The organism is Victivallis sp. (assembly GCF_048170485.1).
In the GTDB taxonomy this organism is placed as follows: Bacteria; Verrucomicrobiota; Lentisphaeria; order Victivallales; family Victivallaceae; genus Victivallis.
Map to the genome: position 1 here is coordinate 1 of NZ_DBEXAY010000055.1, position 4,481 is coordinate 4,481.

Below are 4,481 nucleotides of genomic sequence, written 5' to 3' on the forward strand. Positions count from 1 at the left end.
AAGTATTGTATATTTTTTACCATAGACGGGGAGGGAAACCGGTAGAATCGTCGAAAATCACTTCCCACGCAGAAAACGTTTCGTGCACGAGTGAGAAGGCATTGCCGAAGAGGCCGACCTGAGAGGATCAGAAGCAAAAAAAACTCCCCGCAGAGTGCGGGGAGAGAAATCGAACTGTTTGGTGTGCAACGGGAAGAAGCCTCTCGCCCGCTGTTGAAACAGGGGAGAAGAGGTTCTTCCGCCCGAAGAGCGTGGCCGCGCCGGAATTATTCCGCCACGACGAATTCGGCCTTTTCGCCGCCGACGCTCAGAATGAAACGCCCGGGTTCAAACACCTTCTTGCCGGTCGGATCAATGTAGGCCAGATCGTGCATCCGGTCGAGTTGCAACGTGAGACGACGCTCTTCGCCGGGAGCCAGATCGACCTGCTCGAAGGCGATCAGACGGCGGATCGGCTGGGTCAGTTTCGCTTCCGGGTCGGAGAGGTACCAGAAGACGGTCTCCCGGCCGGCGCGTTTCCCCGTGTTGCGGAGCGTCACCTGCGCCGTGAGATCTTCGACGGAAATTTCCAGGTCGCTGTACTCGTAGCTTGTGTAGCTCAAGCCGTAGCCGAAGGGATACATCGGGCTGTCGTCGAGGTCGAAGTAGCGGCCGCCCCATTCCGCCTTTTCATCGCGGGCGCGGGGATGGTGGTTGTAGTAAATCGGAATCTGCCCGACACTGCGCGGAAAGGTGATGGCCAGACGGCCGCTGGGATTGTACGCACCGGTGAGAATGTCGCAACATCCTGCCGCCGCCCCGTGACCGCACTCCCAGATGTGCAGAATCGCATCCGCCAGCGGTTCGAGTTCGGGGTAGAGGATCGGGCGGCCGCTCGAAACCAGCAGCACCACCGGACGGCCGACCGCGGCGATCTTGCGCAGCAGTTCGAGCTGTTTTCCGGGCAGGGCGATGTTGGTGTAACTGCGGTTTTCTCCGGTACGGCCGGCACCTTCTCCGATAGCGACGATCACCAGATCCGACTTTTCGGCCGCCGCAACCGCTTCGGCGAAATGTTCCGTGGAATCACTCGTGTAATCGCAACCCGGAGCGTAATGGATTTCGCTCTTCGGGAAGAAGGAGGGCAGAACTTCCTGAAGAGTGGGTATCGTCTTGGGATCAATGATTGCCGGCCAGGCTCCGGCGGAGGCCTCCCGGTCGGTGGCGACAGGACCGATCAGTGCGATGCTCCGGAGCGTATCCGGGTTCAGCGGGAGTGTGTTCTTTTCATTCTTCAGAAGCACCATCGAAGCACGTGCGGCGGCCCGGGACAGTTCGAGCGCTTCCGGCTGGAGCGAGACGGTTCCCGGATCGACCTCTTCATGATATGGGTGTTCAAAGAGGCCTTTTGCAAATTTGATTCGCAGAACCCGGCGGACCGCTTCGTCGACGACTTCAATCTTCAGACGGCCGGACTCGATGAGTGCCGGAATGTTCCGGTAGGCGGAGCTGTTCATCTCCATATCGTTTCCGGCGGAGAGGGCGGCACGGCACATTTCCGCCGGGTTGGTGGTGTATCCCTGATGGGCCAGCTGAACTACGCCATCCCAGTCCGAAACCACGAAGCCGCGGAAATGCCAGCGGTCGCGAAGGACTTCGGTCAGGGTATAGTGATTGGCCACCGCCGGAGTTCCGGTGATGTCGTTGAAGGAGCTCATCAACGTCATTGCACCGGCTTCCACCGCCGCCTGGAACGGCGGCAGATAGGTTTCGTGGAGCGTCCGGCTGGAGATGTCGGTGTAGGCGTAGTCGTGCCCCGCTTCACTGGCGGCGTAGCCGACGAAATGTTTGAGACAGGCGGCCACGGTTCCAGGCTGAGACGGGTCTTCGCCCTGATAGCCGCGCACTGCCGCCGCGCCGAAGATGCCTGCGGCGAGCGGGTCCTCTCCGTACCCCTCCATGACCCGGCCCCAGCGGGGATCGTGCGGAACGTCGAGCATCGGGGAAAAGGTCCAGTCCACCCCTTCGGCGTAGGATTCGCGTGCCGCGACCCGGCAGCCGGCTTCAACGATGTCGGGATTCCACGAACACGCCTGTGCCAGCGGGATCGGGAAGGCGGTGCGCCAGCCGTGGATCACATCGAATCCCCAGATGATCGGGATTCCGAGCCGGGTCTCTTCGACGGCGAGGCGCTGAAAGGCGTTGCGGTTTCTGGTGCCGCCGAAATAACTGAGCACTGAACCGATGGTGGGGCGGAAGCTGTGACCGCTGCCGAGATTGTTCGGATTGCTGTCGGCTCCGACGGTGATCTGCATGAGTTGATCGACCTTTTCGTCGAGCGTCATGCGCTTGAGCAGGTCATCGACGCGCTGCTCAATCGGCAGCGCGGGATTGCGGTAGGGGAATTCATATTCCGGCATAATCAGGGATACTCCATTTTCTGCGTTGTTATTTTCTGGGAAAAAGATCCCGTGCAAAATGTACTTCGAAAAGATGTTTTTTCAAGATTTTTCTGCGGAGAAAAGGATCTTTTTGCAAAATTTGCATACGCGAAGCTCCGCCGGAATGAATCACTCGAGAGAGTACTCCAGATTGTCCAGCCAGACGACGGCGTCCCGATCGCCTTGCGGCAGATGAAACTGCAACCGCAGTATCTTTTCCGAAAGCGCCGGATAAACGGTTCAGCTCCGGTCACTGACCGGACTGCTTTTTCCGCAGAAAATAGGCCGGAGCACAGCTCCAGGCGTGGCAGGCGCTGTTGATGCGCGGATCGTTGCCGTAAGGGGTCAGACGCGGGTTGTCCGGCACGAACACCTCCGGGAAGACGTTCATTCCGGCCTGAATCATCTTGCCCCAGTAGTTTCGCAGATGGCGGCGCAGTTTTTCCGGTTCTCCGGCGAGGTCGTAGGCCGCCAGAAGATGGTGGTGCAGATAGGGGGTGACCGGGGAGATCGCTTCCGGAGTCTCCTCCAGGCGGGCGAGGAGCTCTTTCGCCTCATCGCCGGTCACGGTTTCCGCCAGAACCATCCAGATCTGGCTCGCCCAGGAGATCTCCCGTTTCGGGCCGCTGACGAACAGTTTTTTCCCCGGATCGAACGTGTGGGCGCGCAGGGCGGAAACGAGTTCCGCAACCTCCCGCTCGAACGCCTTTCGATCGGAATGCTGCCCGAGAATCGCCGCAATTGCGGCGAGTTTGCGCAGACTGAAAAGATAGGTTCCCGCTCCGGCAACGGTGCGGTCGAAATTGCACCAGTCAATGAAGGTTTTGGGGATGCCGCCGCCGGAAAAAGTGTTCCGGCAGTCGGCTCGGAAGAGGTCGAACTGTTTCTTTGCCAGAGGGTACATCTCTTCCAACAGCTTCCGGTTCCCGGTCTCCTGATAGTGAAGGAGAAGGAGGTCCGAGAAGAGGAAAGAGTAATCCGAGAGGACACAGCGGCAGCCGTACGGGGACGGTTTGTCGAAGATGCAGGCAGGAATCTGACCATTCGCGTGAGGGAAGGCGGCCAGCAGATAGATGCACCGTTCGAAGAGGTCGAAGTTGCGGAAGGTTACCGCGTTGACCTGCGCTTCGAGCCGCAGGTCGCCCAGCCAGAGCCGGCGGTCGCGTTTCGGCCCGTCCAGCACGACCTCCTGCATGCAGTTGCGGAGGGTGCGCTGGGCGGCACGGTCGAGCTGAATTTCATCGGCGTCGAACTGTTCCTGCGGCGGCAGCAGGTCGCGGACTGCGGATTGTGCCGTGAAATAAATCTCTTCGACGCAGAGTTTTCCGGGGGTGGCGATCACCTCAAAATAGAGATACCGCATCGCGTAGACGCGGGGGAGTTTGTACAACTGGGGCATATCATCCAGCGTGACGATCTCCTCCTGAATCCAGGCGCGGGAGAGAGAACCCTGATAGCGCCGGTTCCGTTCGCCGATTTCGACCGGACTTTCTGCAAAGATGAGCTTGAGCCGGACGGGGGAGTCGTTGAAGTTCTCCGAGGAGCGCAACCGCAGGCTGAGCCGCCCGACGAACTCCTCGCCGAAGTCCAGAATAAACCGTTCTCCGTTCCGGAAGGGGCGCTTGAGAAACTCTGACGGACGGGAGACGGTCCGCATTTGCCACCCCTGCCACGCCGCGTCGTCGTGGACGCATTTCACCACAGCAACCGGGCGGACGCGCCAGTGCTTCAGGGCAGAATTCCGTTGTTTTGCACAGGTGAGAAAAAACGAATTTTCCATAGGAAAGAGCCTCATATGTGTCATCAGTTCTCGGAAATGACGGGGAGCGCCGGGGGAATACCATAGCATCGTTTCCGGAAGTTTCAAGGCCGGGCCCCGCTGGATATCGGAGGAAATCGCCCGGAACTGCGCGCTTTTCTTGCCAAGCGGCAACCGGGAGCAGAATCTGCCCGCCGGCGGGCGTTTCCATACGGGGAAGGGGCGGGTGCTCGCTTCCACGGAAGATCGACTGAAGCGAAGGAGTGGATCCGTTTTTTCGCAGAGAAAACGAAATGGAATCA

2 protein-coding genes are annotated in these 4,481 nt (G+C 59.5%); both read right to left on the bottom strand.

The features are described 5' to 3' along the window. Positions 1-266: 266 nt before the first annotated feature. A complete protein-coding gene (locus ACMLHG_RS02930) occupies positions 267-2,399 on the bottom strand; it encodes a glycoside hydrolase family 3 N-terminal domain-containing protein (RefSeq protein ID WP_417169489.1) in 2,133 nt (710 codons plus the stop codon). 271 nt (positions 2,400-2,670) lie between these two features. Then, positions 2,671-4,200 (bottom strand): sugar hydrolase, encoded by a 1,530-nt coding sequence (locus ACMLHG_RS02935; protein WP_417169490.1) that lies wholly within the window; start codon positions 4,198-4,200, stop codon positions 2,671-2,673. Positions 4,201-4,481: the final 281 nt, after the last annotated feature.